This window comes from Streptomyces sp. NPDC045470, assembly GCF_040646595.1.
Classification (GTDB): domain Bacteria; phylum Actinomycetota; class Actinomycetes; order Streptomycetales; family Streptomycetaceae; genus Streptomyces.
Genome location: NZ_JBEZAN010000031.1, coordinates 1 through 12,663, shown reverse-complemented (window position 1 = coordinate 12,663; position 12,663 = coordinate 1). Strand labels below are relative to the sequence as shown.

Genomic DNA, 12,663 nt, shown 5'->3' with positions numbered 1-12,663 from the left:
GCGCTACCGGCCCGAGCTCAGTACTGCCCGTAGCCGTCCAGGAACCTGCCGATGCGGGTCACCGCGTCCGTCAGATCGTCCTTGTTCGGCAGTGTGACCAGGCGGAAGTGGTCCGGCTCCGGCCAGTTGAAGCCCGTACCGTGCACAATCATGATCTTCTCGGCGCGCAGCAGGTCCAGCACCATCTGCCGGTCGTCCTTGATCTTGTAGACCTTCGGGTCCAGCCGCGGGAAGGCGTACAGCGCGCCCTTGGGCCGGGTGCAGGTGACGCCCGGGATCTGGGTGAGCAGGTCGTACGCGGTGTCCCGCTGCTCCACCAGGCGCCCGCCCGGCAGCACCAGGTCGTTGATCGACTGGTGTCCGCCGAGGGCGGTGGCCACGGCGTGCTGCGCGGGCATGTTGGCGCAGAGTCGCATGTTGGCGAGGATCGTCAGCCCCTCGATGTACGAGGCCGCGTGCGCCTTCGGGCCGCAGACCGCCATCCAGCCGCTGCGGTAGCCCGCCACCCGGTAGGACTTGGAGAGCCCGTTGAAGGTCAGGGTCAGCAGGTCGGGGGCGAGCGCGGCGAACGGGGTGTGGGTGACGCCGTCGTAGAGGATCTTGTCGTAGATCTCGTCGGCACAGACGATCAGGTTGTGCCGGCGGGCGATCTCGGCGATGCCGCGCAGCAGCTCGTCGTCGTACACGGCACCCGTCGGGTTGTTCGGGTTGATGACGACGATGGCCTTGGTGCGGTCGGTGACCTTGCGCTCGATGTCGGCCAGGTCCGGCATCCAGTCCGCCTGCTCGTCGCAGCGGTAGTGCACCGCCGTACCGCCGGACAGCGAGACCGAGGCGGTCCACAGCGGGTAGTCCGGAGCCGGTACGAGCACCTCGTCGCCGTCGTCCAGCAGCGCCTGCATGGACATCTGGATCAGCTCGGAGACGCCGTTGCCGAGGTAGACGTCGTCGACCGACAGCTCGATGCCCTTGGTCTGGTAGTGCTGCATCACCGCGCGGCGGGCGGAGAGCAGCCCCTTCGCGTCGCCGTAGCCGTGGGCGGTGCCGACCGTACGGAGGATGTCCTCCAGGATTTCCGGCGGGCACTCGAATCCGAACGCCGCCGGATTGCCGGTGTTGAGCTTGAGGATGCGGTGTCCCGCTGCTTCGAGCCGCATCGCCTCCTCAAGGACCGGGCCCCGGATCTCGTAGCAGACGTTGGCGAGCTTCGTTGACTGGATCACCTGCATGCCAGCCACCATACGGGCGCGTAACACGCCCCGCCTGGTGTTTTAGTTCACCCTGGACACCTGGTGGTGTGGGGTTGCTCACCCGCCGTGACGGAGCGGGCGCCCCACGCGCCGCCGAGGGGCGTGCGCGAACGGCCCCCGCGCCCGGCGCATCAGCGGTACGCTCCGGCGCGGTGAGCGGACGACCACGGGGGCGGCATGGTGGCATCGGAACAACGGCTCGCGCTGCTCAACGACGAGCCGGTGGACACCGCCGGCACCGACCTGCTCGGCTCGGGGCAGGCCGCCCGGCAGCTCGCCGGCCTGCTGGTCGCCTCCCGCGCCTCCACCCCGTTCACCCTCGCCGTCGACGCCGGGTGGGGGATGGGCAAGAGCAGCCTGATGCGCTTGGTGGACGCGGAGCTGTCGTCGGTGCCCGAGGTGCACACCGTCTGGTACAACGCCTGGACCTCGACCGGCGCCGACGCCCTGGAAGGGCTCATCAAGTCGGTGCTGATGCGCTTCGACCGCAGACTGCTGCGGCGCGCGCTGCACCGGGCCTCCGAACAGCGGGCGCTACTGCGCGTCCTACGGGCGCTGGCGGCCCTCGTGGCCGGTCCGCTGGGCGCCGCCGGGCTGGTCGACGAGCTGTGGAGCAACCTGTCCGTCAACTCCCAGGCCCGCAACGAGATGCGCGACGCGATCCGCGACCTGGCCCAGGAGTGGGCCGAGAACGCGGAGTATTCACCGCGACGGATGCTGGTCGTCTTCATCGACGACCTGGACCGCTGCTCCGAGGAGACGGTGCTCGCGGTGTGCGAGGCGGTCAAGGTCTACCTGGACGTACCGGGGCTGGCGTTCGTCATCGGCTGCGACCGTTCGGCGCTGGGCCCGAGCGGCCTGCTGCGCGACCTGTCGCCGGCCGGGGCCGCCTTCATGGAGAAGATCTTCCAGACCACTTACCGCATCCCGGTGGCCGGCGGTCAGGGCGTGCAGGAGTACATCGGGTGGTGCGCGCGCACCGCCGGTATCGAGCGGCTGCTGGACGAGCCGCTGGTCGAACTGCTCGCCGAACGCTCGGCCCGTAACCCGCGCCGCATCAAACGGCTGGTCAACGGCTTCGTCCTGGAGGCCACCCTCAACCCGATGTGGGCGGACCACCCGCCGGAGGCCGTCCTCCGCACGTTGCTGATCCAGTACTTCTACGCCGACTTCTACCGGATGATGACCAGCCCGCCGGGGGCCGACGGCGGGGATGTGATCGCGGACTTCTGTACGTACCGGCGGGTGCGGACGCTGCTGCGGGCTCCGGGGGCCGTCCCCGAGCAGGAACGCCCGATGGTGAACGCCTTCCTGGAGCAGCGTGATGTGGCGCGCGACCCGGGGAATCCCCGTGCGGCGCTGCAACGCCTGGAGCGCGAACTGCCCACGGTCTTCCCCGACATGGTCGCCGATCCCGGCTTCAACTCCCTGCTCGACGGCCTGCTCGGCCTGCCGCGTGCCGAGGAGCTGGTGCGCAGGCTGCGCGAGGGCGCGCCGTCGATGGTGACGCTGCCGCGGCGAGGGCCGGGCCCGGTGACCGACGTGCCGTCCGTACGGGGTGGTGTGTACGGGCCGGACCCCGGCGCGATCGACTACGGGTCGCCCCGGCCCGCGGCCGCCGTTGAGCCCTTCACCAGCCGCACGATCCTCTGGGTCGACGACCATCCCGAGAACAACGTCACCCTGGCCGCCTGGTTCCGGGGGGAAGGGGCGACCGTGGAGACCGCCGTCGACTCCCGGTCCGCCGACGCCGCCATCGCCGCCCGGACACCGTCATTGATCATCTCCGACATCGCCCGGGGCTCGGACGGCCGGGCCGGATTCACCCACGTGGAGGCGCTGCGCCGGGAACAGCGCTACACCGGCCCGGTCGTCTTCTACGCAGGACGGGTCACACCCGCCCGCCAGGACACCGCCCGCGCGCTGGGCGCACTGGGCGTCGCGGCCGACGGCGACGAGCTGTTACGGCTGGTCAGGAGCGCGTTCGCCGCACCGACCGCCCCGCCAGCACATCCGTCCGCCGCCCGTCCTCGATGACGAACCGCCCGTCGATCAGGACGTGCGGGATGCCGGCCGGCAGCACCCGCGGCGTCTCGAAGGTGGACCCGGCGCCGACCGTCTCCGGGTCGAAGAGGACCAGGTCGGCGCGGTAGCCCTCGCGGACCAGGCCGCGGTCGGGCAGCCGCAGCCGGGCGGCGGCGCGCGAGGTCAGATGCGCGACGCACTCCTCCAGCGACAGCACACCCAGCTCCCGTACGTACGTACCCAGGTACTTCGGGAACGTGCCGTACGCCCGCGGGTGCGGCTTGTGGCCCTGGAGGATGCCGTCGCTGCCGCCGGTGTGCACCCGGTGGCGCATGATCGCGCGGACGTTCTCCTCGTGGCCGACGTGCTGGAGGATCGTCGAGCCGAGCCGGTCCTCGACCAGCAGCCGCCGGGCCGTCGTCCACGGCTCCTCGCCGCGCTCCCGCGCCGACTCGGCCACCGTCCGGCCGACGTACCCCGCCAGCGCCGGGTGGGAGACGCCGGAGATCTCGATGGTGTCCCACTCGATCGGCACGCCGTGGCAGCCGTCCGCGCCCTCCACCTCCATGACGTGCCGGATGCGCTCGGCGGCCGCGTCGTCCCGCAGCCGGTCCAGGATCGCGTCGGGCCCGCCCTCGCTCGCCCAGCTCGGCAGCATGGCGACCAGCGTCGTACAGCCAGGCGTGTACGGATACGTGTCGAGGGTGATGTCCGCGCCGGACTCCAGGGCGCGGTCCAGGAGGGCGAGGAGTTCGGGGGCGCGGCCCTTGTTCACGCCGAAGTTCATGGTGGCGTGGGCGAGGTGCAGGGCGCAGCCCGCCTGGCGGGTCAGGCCGACCATCTCCTCGTACGCGCCCAGCGCGCCCGCGCCGTACGAGCGGTGGTGCGGGCAGTAGTAGCCGCCGTAGCGGGCCACGACCCGGCAGAGTTCGGTGAGTTCGGCGTCGTCCGCGTACATGCCGGGGGTGTAGGTGAGGCCGGAGGACAGGCCGACGGCGCCCTGCTCCAGGCCCTCGGCGACGAGCTGCTGCATCCGGGCGGTCTCGCCGGGCGTGGCCGCGCGGTCGTCCCAGCCGAGGGCGAGCATCCGGACCGTGCCCTGCGGGATCAGGTACGCGGCGTTGACGGCGATGCCCTGGCCGTCGAAGCCGTGGTCGAGGCGGTCCAGGTACTCGCCGACCGTGCGCCAACTGAAGTCGATGTCCGAGCCGTCCCCGTTCCAGCCGGTGATCTGCGCGCGGACCTCGGCGAGCGTACGGTCGTCGACCGGTGCGTACGACAGGCCGTCCTGGCCGATCACTTCGAGGGTGACGCCCTGCGCCGCCTTCGCCTCGTGCGCCGGGTCGCGCAGCAGCGCGAGGTCGCTGTGCGCGTGCATGTCGATGAAGCCGGGGGAGAGGGCCAGGCCCGCGCCGTCCAGCACGCGGGCGGCGCCGGGGCGCGGCCCGGAGTCCGTCTCCCGGCGTATCTCGGCGATCCGGCCGTCGGCGAGGGCGACGTCCGCCCGGTAGGAGGGGGTGCCGGTGCCGTCGATGACGCGTACGTCGCGGACCACGGTGTCCATGACCGAACTGCCTTTCCTGTCGAACAAAGGCCTCGAGCCGGGCCGCGCCGCGCGGCCATGGCGTACGGGCCCCGCTCCGGCATCGGGGGGATGAGCCGGAGCGGGACCCGGGCGCGCCCGGGGGTGGGCGCGCCGGCCGGGGGCGGGGGGTGCCCCCGGCGTTCGGCACGGGACTCGGGGGTGGTGCCCCGCGCCGAAGTCTCGCGGCCCTCAAGGGGAGGGCCGTCGTACGGGTTCCGTCAGAAGAACGTACGGACGTAGTCCACGACCGTGCCGTCCGCCTCGGCCACCGGGATCAGCTGCCACTTGTCGAAGGACGTGCACGGGTGCGACAGACCCAGCCCGACCCAGTCGCCGACCTCCAGGTCACCGGCCCGCTCCGTGCTGACCCAGGCGTGCTGATCGGACAGTTGGGTGACGGTGACGCCGTCCGCGGGCCGTACGGTGCCGTCCCGGCCGGACCGTACGACCTGGGCCTGCGGCAGGTCGAGGTCGTACGCCGCGTCGCGCTTGCCCGCGTTCAGGAACGCCTGCTCCGGCGTCGGGCGGGAGACGACCTGGGACCAGAGCCGGAAGGCGGGCTGCAGGGCGCCCTCGTCCGGGACCCGGTTGAAGGGCGTCAGGCGGCGGTAGTGGCCGTCGTCGTGCGAGACGTACGCGCCGGAGCGCAGCAGCTTCAGCAGCGGCCGGGACAGCTCGGGTGCCTCGTCGAACACCTCGGCGACCGCGTCGAACCAGGCGCTGCCGCCCGCGCTGAGCACGATCTCGTCCAGGTCGGCGAAGCGTCCGGAGCGGTCGAAGGCGACGGTGAGCGCGAGGAGGCGGCGCAGCCAGGCCGTCACCCGCTCGTGCGTGGCGTCGGGCACCTCGCCCTCGTACCCGGCGATGCCGACCAGGCGCAGGGTGTCCACGCCCGCCACGGCGTCGGCCAGTTCGACGCACTCCTCGTCGGTCCGCACGCCGGTACGGGCGCCCTCGCCCGCGGCCAGCTCGACGACCACGTCCACCGGACGGGTCGCGCCCGCCTCGCGCAGGGCGGCGTCCATCAGCTCGATGCCGCGCAGCGAGTCGACGTAGCAGACGCAGTGGAAGCCGGGGTCGGCGTCCAGTTCGGCGGCGAGCCAGCGCAGCGCGGCGGCGTCGACCACCTCGTTGGCGAGGAAGATCCGCTGGATGCCGTAGGCGCGGTAGACGCGGGCCTGGTGGGGGACGGCGGCGGTGATGCCCCAGGCGCCGTGCGCGAGCTGGCGGGCGAAGAGCTGCGGGGCCATGGAGGTCTTGCCGTGCGGGGCGAAGGCCAGGCCGTGCCGGTCGGCGTAGGTCTCCATCAGCGCCAGGTTGTGTTCCAGCGACTCGGCGGACAGGGCGAGGACGGGGGTGGTGAAGCCGCCGGTGAACAGGTTCCGGCGGTCGGCCGCCAGCTCGCCGACGGTACGGCCCGCGGCATCCGGGGGAAGCCCCTTGAAACGGTGGTCGACCCGTTCGTCCGCGAGGGTCCTCGCGTGCCGCTCGGCGGTGGCTGCGTCGGCGCCGGGTGCGGCGCCGGTGGCGCTGCGGTCGGCGTGGGGCGCGGCGGCCATGGGGGCCTCCTCAAGTTCTTGTTGCACTATATGCAACACCCATTGCGCATATCGCTTACTGCTGTCTAACATCCGAGCCATCGCCGGGTCAATGGTGCGTAACACGTCGCGGAACGGCTCAACACGGCCCGTACGCAAAGGAGTGCAGGAAATCGTGACCACGTCCAGCAACGTCAGCGCCGACGGCAACGACGCGACGGACGGCACCGCGCCCGCCCGCGACGACGCGCCAGGCGGTACCGCACCCGCCCGGAACGACGCGGCGGACGCGACCGCGCCCGCCCGGCCGGGCGCCGATGTCGTCTGCCTCGGCGAAACCATGGTCACCTTCATGCCCACCCGGCCCGGGCGACTCGCCGACGTGCCCTCCTTCGAGCGCGGCGTCGGCGGCGCCGAGTCCAACGTCGCCTGCGCCCTCGCCCGCACCGGCCACCGCACCCGCTGGATCTCCCGCCTCGGCACCGACGGCTTCGGCGACCACGTCCGCGACGCCGTCGCCGCCTGCGGCGTGGACGTCTCCCACGTCCAGCGCGACCCGGTCCGCCCCACCGGCGTCTACTTCCGCACCGCCGGAGAACGCGCCACCGGTACGGAGACCGGAGCGGGCGAGGCCGAGGTGGCGTACTACCGCGCCGGATCCGCCGCCTCCGCCATGTCCCCCGAGCTGCTCGACGCCGACGCCCTGCGCGACACCCGCGTCCTGCACCTCACCGGCATCACGGCAGCCCTCTCCGACAGTTGCCTCGACGTGCTGCGCGCCCTCACCGCGCCGGCTCCCGGCCGCCCGCTCGTCTCCTTCGACGTGAACTACCGCGTCGGCCTCTGGCGCGACCGCACCGTACGCGGCCCCGAACTCCTCCTCGACCTCGCCCGCCGCTGCGACCTGGTCTTCGTCGGCGAGGACGAGGCCGCGGCCGCCTGGGACCTGCGCGGACCCGACGCCGTACGCGACGCCCTGCCCGAGCCCGCCGTCCTCGTCGTCAAGCAGGGCGCCGACGGGGCCACCGCGTACGCCCGCCGGACCGACGGCACCGACACGGTCACCCACGCCCCCGCCCTCACCGTCGACGTCGTCGCCCCCGTCGGCGCCGGAGACGCCTTCGCCGCCGGATTCCTCTCCGCCACCCTCCGCGACCTGCCCCTCTTCGCCCGCCTCCGGCACGGCCACCTGATGGCCGCGGCCTCCCTCACCGTCCCCGGAGACGTCGGCCCGCCCCCGTCCCGCGACCTCGCCGACCACCTTGCGGGCCTCGACCCCGCCGCCTGGGGGAGACTGCGACTCGGCCCCGGCTGGACCACCGACGGTGACGCACCCACTGACCGCAGCAGCGACACCACCAGCCACGGGGTGCACAACCCACGGGTGGAGGTCCGTACCCCATGAGTCAGACAGTCGACCGCGCACTGAGCATCCTGCCCCTGCTGGCGGAAGGCCCGGCCAACCTCGAACAGGTGGCGGGCCGTCTCGGCGTGCACAAGTCCACCGCCCTGCGCCTGCTGCGCACACTCCATGAACACGGCATGGTCTACCGCCAGAGCGACCAGCGCTACCGCCTCGGCGCCCGGCTCTTCGCCCTCGCCCAGCAGGCCGTGGAGAACCTCGACGTCCGCGAGATCGCCCACCCGCACCTCGTCGAACTGAACGAGCAGTGCGGGCACACGGTGCACCTCGCCGTGTACGAGGAGAACGAGGTCCTCTACATCGACAAGGTCGAGAGCCGCTATCCCGTACGGATGTACTCGCGCATCGGCAAGCCGGTCGCCATCACCGTCGCGGCCGTCGCCAAGCTGCTGCTGGCCGACCTGCCCGAGCCCGAGCGCCGCGCGCTCGCCGAAAAGCTCGACTACCCCCTCTACACGTCCCGTTCGACACCCCACGCTCAGGCATTCCTGGCCGAGCTGGCCAAGGTGCGCGAACAGGGCTGGGCCACCGACCTCGGCGGCCACGAGGAGTCCATCAACTGCGTCGGGGCCCCCATCCGCGGCGCGGACGGCCGGCTCGTCGCCGCCATGTCGGTCTCCGCGCCGAATGTCGTCGTCACGGCCGAGGAACTCCTCACCCTGCTCCCGCTGGTACGCCGCACCGCGGACGCCATCAGCCGGGAGTACTCCGGAAACACCCGCGTACCCGACACGCAAGACCAGAAGGAAGCCCGACCATGACCGAGAAGACCGCCCTCACCCCGGCCACCCACACCACCCCGCCCGCCAAGTTCTCCCACGGCGTCAAGAAGGGCAACATCCTCCAGGTCGCCGGCCAGGTCGGCTTCCTGCCCGCCGTCGAGGGCCAGGCCCCCACCCCGGCCGGCCCCACCCTGCGCGAGCAGACCCTCCAGACCTTCGCCAACGTCAAGGCGATCCTCGAAGAGGGCGGCGCGAGCTGGGACGACGTCATGATGATGCGCGTCTACCTCACCGACGTCGACCACTTCGCCGAGATGAACGAGATCTACAACGCCTACTTCGAGGCCGAGGGCCTCAAGGAGGCGCCGGCCGCCCGTACGACGGTGTACGTCGGCCTCCCCAAGGGCCTCCTCATCGAGATCGACGCCCTCGCGGTACTGGGCTGACCGGGGCCTCCCCTTGCCGTTACCGCCGCTGAACCCGCCGCACGGCACGGCGCCCCACCCGCCCGGGGCGCCGTGCCGCGGTCCCCCCTGCCTGGAACCACCCTGTCTGACAACGGAGTCGTCACATGGTCCACGCTTCCCTCGCCGCTGCCGCGGCCCCCGCCGCACCACCGGCCCCACCCCACACCGGCGGTCTGCTGGCCCTCATACCGGGTACCCCCGGCCTCCTCACGGTCGCCGCCCTCGGAATCCTCCTGCTCCTCTTCCTCATCATCAAAGTCCGCCTCCAGCCCTTCGTGGCGCTGCTGGGCGTCTCCATAGCCGTAGGTCTGGCAGCCGGCCTCTCGGTCACCGAACTCTTCGGCACCGTCCAGAAGTCGTCCCTCCCCTCCCTCATCGAGAGCGGCATGGGCGGCATCCTGGGCCACGTCGCCATCATCATCGGCCTGGGCACCATGCTCGGCGCGATCCTCGAAGTCTCCGGCGGCGCGGAAGTCCTGAGCGCGCGCCTGCTCGGCCTCTTCGGCGAACGCCGAGCCCCCCTGGCGATGGGCCTGACCGGCCTGATCTTCGGCATCCCGGTCTTCTTCGACGTGGGCATCTTCGTCCTCGCCCCCATCGTCTACGCGGCAGCCAAGCGAAGCGGCAAAAGCATCCTCCTCTACTGCATGCCCCTCCTCGCCGGCCTCTCCATGACCCACGCCTTCCTGCCTCCGCACCCCGGCCCGGTAGCCGCCGCCGGCCTGTTCAAGGTGGACCTCGGCTGGATCATCCTCATGGGCATCGTCTGCGGCATTCCCGCCGTCCTGGCCGCCTGGGCCTACGCCGCGTGGATCGGCAAGCGCCTCTTCGTCCCCGTACCGCAGGACATGGTCGAGGCCGCGGAGGAGGCCCGCGCAGCGGTGATCGCCGAGCAGTCCGCGGCAGGCGTCCAGCCCCACGAGAAGCCGGTGGCCCTCGGCACCGTCCTCACCATCATCGGCACCCCCCTCGTCCTCATCCTCCTCGCCACCTTCTCCTCGATCGCCCTTTCCCCCTCCACCCTCCGCTCGGTCGTCGAATTCTTCGGCAACCCCTTCGTGGCCCTGACGATCGCCCTGCTCCTCGCGTACTACCTCCTCGGCATCCGCCGCGGCTGGTCCCGCAAGTCCCTGGAAACCGTCTCCACCGCCTCCCTCAAGCCGGTGGGCAACATCCTGCTGGTGGTCGGCGCGGGCGGCATCTTCGGCGCCGTCCTCAAGGGCAGCGGCGTGGCCGACGCCCTCTCCGACACCTTCCACAACGTCGGCCTGCCCGTCATCCTGCTCGCCTGGCTGGTCTCCGTCGTCCTCCGCGTGGCCCAGGGCTCGGCGACGGTCGCCATCGTGACGACCGCCGGCATCGTCCTCCCCCTGGTCGACGGCCAGCACCTCTCCCAGCCCCACCTCGCCCTGATCATCATGGCCATCTCGGCCGGTTCGATCTTCGCCTCCCACGTCAACGACGGCGGCTTCTGGATGGTCGCCAAGTACTTCGGCATCTCCGAACGCGACACACTGAAGTCGTGGACGGTGCTGGAGACGGTGCTGTCGGTGGTGGGGTTCGCGGTGGCGGCGGTGGTGAGTCTGGTGGTGTAGGTCAGCCCTTTCCGCGCCCGAGCCCCGCGAGTACGGCGTCCGCCCGCTCGTCGGCGTCACCGAAGGTCGTGGCCGTACAGCCGCGGGCTCGGGAGACCCGCTGCTGAAGCGTGTGGCGCAGCGCGTCGTCATGAGCGAGCCTGCACCAGTGGTGTACGAGGCAGATCGCGGTCCGGCGCCGTGCTGGGTCGCGCATCGTGTCAACGAGCGCCGAGAACTGCGGTCGCGTGCTGCTCAGCGCATCGTCTCCCCGATCCACCCACAGGCCCGCGATCTGCCAGCCGTGGCGGTCGGCGTAGTTGACGCAGCCGGAGAGACGTAGGTCGAGGATGGCGCTGGACCGCGTCGCATTACGGTCGTAGATGAAGACGAGCGGTGACGGGGTAACTGTGTTCACCCCGTCAGATTCGTGCTTTGCGACTAGGATCTCGATACCCGGCCGGTAATCTCACGGTGCGATGACTTTCCGTCCCGCCGTGAGCACGAGGGGCGCCGATTTCGACGGTGATGATGCCGGTCGAATTGCCGGACTGTGCCTGGCAGCACGCGTATGTACGCCAGGCGTTGAGATCACGCGACATCGGTGCCGTGTTCCGGCATGTGCAGCAGTACGGCGGCGCCAGCCAGGCCCGTATCGCCATGGCGGTGGGCATGACGCAAGGCACGCGTCAACGAGGTCATCAACAGGCGCCGTGAAGTCGTACGTCTCGACGTGTTCGAGCGGATCGCCGATGGGCTGAGCTTGCCGGACGACGCACGCCACCTGCTTGGTCTGGCGGCAGGCCGGGAACGCCGTACTGGTGGTCCGGCCTTCGACCTGGCGTCGTACCCCGAAGTGGTCCGCGTCTACCAGACGCAGTCGGCAGCAGCCCAGGACATCCGTGGGCAGGCGCGTACTGCGTCGGAGTGGGACGTACTGGCCGTACGCGGACTCGGCCTCATCGGTTCGAAGGACTCGCTGCTGCGCCCTTGCCTGACCTGGCCGCAGGAAGCGTCGCCGCGCGTGCGGGTTCTCCTCCTGGACCCCGCGGCTCCTGCGCCGGCACGCCGGGCGGCCGAAATCGGTGAGTCGGCGGAATCATTGGCCGGCGGGGTGCGGCTCGCCGAGGCGCGACTCCGAGAACTTGCCGACGGCCGTGACGTGGCGGTGTACCGGTACAGGACCTTGCCCACGTGGCGGATCATCCGACTGGACTCCACCATGTTCGTGTCTGCTTTCGACTCCGGATGGGAAGGACACGAGTCCGCGACATACAAGGTGATGGAGACGCCGCACGGTCCGTTGTTCCACGGCTTCCGGCGCATGGTGGAAACGACCGTGGCCGACAGCGAACGTACGGTATGACGACGGGGAGCAGGGGCGTGATCGAAGCCGAGCTGAAAGCGCGTGTGCGCGAACCTGCGCTGGTGCGGGGGCGTTTGGAGCGGTGGACCGACGGGCGTGACGAGGTGTACCGGGACACGTATTTCGACACCCCGGGCGGGAGCTTGGGGGCAGGCGACCGGGAACTGCGGCTGCGCACCGTGGACGGTCCGGGCGGAACGCGGGCTCTGTTGACGTACGAAGAGCCACGGGTCGACGAAGCGTCGGGATCGAAGCCGGAGTACGAGACGGGTATCGGCGACCCGGCAGCCCTCCGGGACATGCTCAACGGTCTCGGATACATCGAGGCGATCGCCTTTGCGAAGCACTGCCGGAATTACGAATTCATCGCACACGGGCGGTCGATGCTTGCCACCCTCGTCCGAGTCCCGGAAATCGGTGGCACTTGGGTCGAGTTGGAAACGCAGGTGGCGGGTCGAGGAGAATTGCGTGACGCCCTGGAGGATGTGCGGGCGGTGCTTGCCGGGTTGGGGATCGGAGAAGGCGACCTGACCGCGGAGCTGTACACCGACGCCGTACGGGCGGTGCGTGCCGGGGAATCCTGACGGCCGGGGGCCGCTGTGCGGCGGCCCCCGGCCACTAGGCGGTGTCTTCAAATGATCTTGCGTGTTGGATCATGGTCGGGTGATACGTCGACATGAGCTGTCGGATGCCGAGTGGGAGTTTGTCCGGCC

At 71.0% G+C, this 12,663-nt stretch carries 12 protein-coding genes; 8 read left to right on the top strand and 4 right to left on the bottom strand.

The annotated features are described in order from the left end of the window. Positions 1 to 17: 17 nt before the first annotated feature. Complete coding sequence (locus AB0A97_RS39300; protein ID WP_361160146.1) at positions 18 to 1,229, bottom strand: pyridoxal phosphate-dependent aminotransferase; 1,212 nt, start codon at positions 1,227 to 1,229, stop codon at positions 18 to 20. A gap of 198 nt (positions 1,230 to 1,427) precedes the next feature. On the opposite strand from AB0A97_RS39300, the gene AB0A97_RS39295 reads away from it, so the two are divergent. Next, entirely contained in the window at positions 1,428 to 3,287 is a 1,860-nt protein-coding gene (locus tag AB0A97_RS39295; protein WP_361160143.1) for a P-loop NTPase fold protein, read from the top strand. Here AB0A97_RS39295 and AB0A97_RS39290 read toward each other — a convergent pair. Continuing rightward, the gene (locus tag AB0A97_RS39290; protein ID WP_361160140.1) at positions 3,223 to 4,839 is read right to left on the bottom strand and encodes a D-aminoacylase; all 1,617 of its coding nucleotides are present in this window, start codon (positions 4,837 to 4,839) and stop codon (positions 3,223 to 3,225) included. The two genes, AB0A97_RS39295 and AB0A97_RS39290, sit on opposite strands and share 65 nt — an antisense overlap. Positions 4,840 to 5,078: 239 nt before the next feature. After that, a complete protein-coding gene (locus tag AB0A97_RS39285) occupies positions 5,079 to 6,419 on the bottom strand; it encodes an amino acid deaminase (RefSeq protein WP_361160137.1) in 1,341 nt (446 codons plus the stop codon). A 154-nt stretch (positions 6,420 to 6,573) separates the two neighbouring features. On the opposite strand from AB0A97_RS39285, the gene AB0A97_RS39280 reads away from it, so the two are divergent. The 4 genes from AB0A97_RS39280 (at position 6,574) to AB0A97_RS39265 (ending at position 10,605) form a co-directional block, all read left to right on the top strand. Next, positions 6,574 to 7,803 carry a sugar kinase gene (locus tag AB0A97_RS39280; protein ID WP_361160134.1) on the top strand — a complete coding sequence of 410 codons (1,230 nt, stop codon included), beginning with the start codon at positions 6,574 to 6,576 and terminating at the stop codon, positions 7,801 to 7,803. After that, on the top strand, positions 7,800 to 8,582 hold the full coding sequence (locus AB0A97_RS39275; protein ID WP_361160131.1) for an IclR family transcriptional regulator: 783 nt from the start codon (positions 7,800 to 7,802) through the stop codon (positions 8,580 to 8,582). The genes AB0A97_RS39280 and AB0A97_RS39275 overlap by 4 nt, the downstream gene beginning before the upstream one ends. Beyond that, positions 8,579 to 8,989: a RidA family protein gene (locus AB0A97_RS39270; RefSeq protein ID WP_030020660.1), complete on the top strand. Its 411-nt coding sequence runs from the start codon at positions 8,579 to 8,581 to the stop codon at positions 8,987 to 8,989. The genes AB0A97_RS39275 and AB0A97_RS39270 overlap by 4 nt, the downstream gene beginning before the upstream one ends. Before the next feature lie 125 nt (positions 8,990 to 9,114). Beyond that, on the top strand, positions 9,115 to 10,605 hold the full coding sequence (locus AB0A97_RS39265; protein ID WP_361160127.1) for a gluconate:H+ symporter: 1,491 nt from the start codon (positions 9,115 to 9,117) through the stop codon (positions 10,603 to 10,605). 1 nt (position 10,606) lies between these two features. On the opposite strand, the gene AB0A97_RS39260 is transcribed toward AB0A97_RS39265, so the two are convergent. Further along, positions 10,607 to 11,002 carry a recombinase family protein gene (locus AB0A97_RS39260; RefSeq protein WP_361160125.1) on the bottom strand — a complete coding sequence of 132 codons (396 nt, stop codon included), beginning with the start codon at positions 11,000 to 11,002 and terminating at the stop codon, positions 10,607 to 10,609. Positions 11,003 to 11,109: 107 nt separating this feature from the next. Between AB0A97_RS39260 and AB0A97_RS39255 the strand changes: the two genes are divergently transcribed. From AB0A97_RS39255 to AB0A97_RS39245, 3 genes are read left to right on the top strand one after another with little or no spacing between them, the layout of a single operon-like run. Further along, positions 11,110 to 11,301: a hypothetical protein gene (locus AB0A97_RS39255; RefSeq protein WP_361160122.1), complete on the top strand. Its 192-nt coding sequence runs from the start codon at positions 11,110 to 11,112 to the stop codon at positions 11,299 to 11,301. Between the two features lie 16 nt (positions 11,302 to 11,317). Beyond that, on the top strand, positions 11,318 to 11,950 hold the full coding sequence (locus AB0A97_RS39250) for an XRE family transcriptional regulator (protein WP_361160119.1): 633 nt from the start codon (positions 11,318 to 11,320) through the stop codon (positions 11,948 to 11,950). A 17-nt stretch (positions 11,951 to 11,967) separates the two neighbouring features. Continuing rightward, a complete protein-coding gene (locus AB0A97_RS39245) occupies positions 11,968 to 12,534 on the top strand; it encodes a class IV adenylate cyclase (RefSeq protein ID WP_361160117.1) in 567 nt (188 codons plus the stop codon). Positions 12,535 to 12,663: the final 129 nt, after the last annotated feature.

Excerpts from the sequence above, each read along its gene's own strand:
- AB0A97_RS39300 (WP_361160146.1), bottom strand. The coding sequence starts at position 1,229 with ATGCAGGTGATCCAGTCAACGAAGCTCGCCAACGTCTGCTACGAGATC.
- AB0A97_RS39295 (WP_361160143.1), top strand. The coding sequence starts at position 1,428 with ATGGTGGCATCGGAACAACGGCTCGCGCTGCTCAACGACGAGCCGGTG.
- AB0A97_RS39290 (WP_361160140.1), bottom strand. The coding sequence starts at position 4,839 with ATGGACACCGTGGTCCGCGACGTACGCGTCATCGACGGCACCGGCACC.
- AB0A97_RS39285 (WP_361160137.1), bottom strand. The coding sequence starts at position 6,419 with ATGGCCGCCGCGCCCCACGCCGACCGCAGCGCCACCGGCGCCGCACCC.
- AB0A97_RS39275 (WP_361160131.1), top strand. The coding sequence starts at position 7,800 with ATGAGTCAGACAGTCGACCGCGCACTGAGCATCCTGCCCCTGCTGGCG.
- AB0A97_RS39270 (WP_030020660.1), top strand. The coding sequence starts at position 8,579 with ATGACCGAGAAGACCGCCCTCACCCCGGCCACCCACACCACCCCGCCC.
- AB0A97_RS39265 (WP_361160127.1), top strand. The coding sequence starts at position 9,115 with ATGGTCCACGCTTCCCTCGCCGCTGCCGCGGCCCCCGCCGCACCACCG.